The following is a 546-nucleotide window of genomic DNA, read 5'->3' on the forward strand; positions in this document are numbered from 1 at the left end:
GCGATCAGGAAGAAGAACACAAACGCACATATAAACAGGAATGCGTTGTGCCAAAGAACCTGACCCGGCGTGTAGTAGATAGGAACGCCGGCGCGATACCGACCGCTTCCAACCCAGTTGGCAAACCAGCCCATCGAAATACCGACAAGGAAGCCACCAAACAGGCCGCCAAGCCCGCCGAAAATCATGCCTACACCGCCGAAAAGCACTCCAGTTGCCAGCGTTTTCTGTTTGCTTTTCACCTTGATGATTTTCGAGAACACAAAGGCCAGTGCCGCACCAACCACAGCACCGATGACGAACCCGACCCACGGGCTGCCAAAGATGTTGCCGGTAATGAAGCCGAACATTGCGCCCAACAAGGCCACAAGTGGCATCGTGAAGGTCATCAATTCGGGCCGTCTTACGTATGAGATTACTTCATTCATGTTCTTAGCCCCCCAACTTCACGTTATCGATGCCCACAATCTTGTCGTAGCACCAGTACAGGCCAAGAACGACGACGAGAAGGATGGACCCGAGTGCGGCCGCGAGGCCCCAGTTGAG

Annotated in this window: 1 pseudogene; it reads right to left on the reverse strand. The window is 54.2% G+C overall.

Annotated elements, in window-relative coordinates:
* Nucleotides 1-428, reverse strand: a pseudogene (locus B2T33_RS12175) (ABC transporter permease); the annotation flags it as partial.
* Nucleotides 429-546: the final 118 nt, after the last annotated feature.

The sequence above is a fragment of the Thalassospira sp. UBA4513 genome, assembly GCF_002388495.1.
GTDB classification, from domain to species: domain Bacteria; phylum Pseudomonadota; class Alphaproteobacteria; order Rhodospirillales; family Thalassospiraceae; genus Thalassospira; species Thalassospira tepidiphila.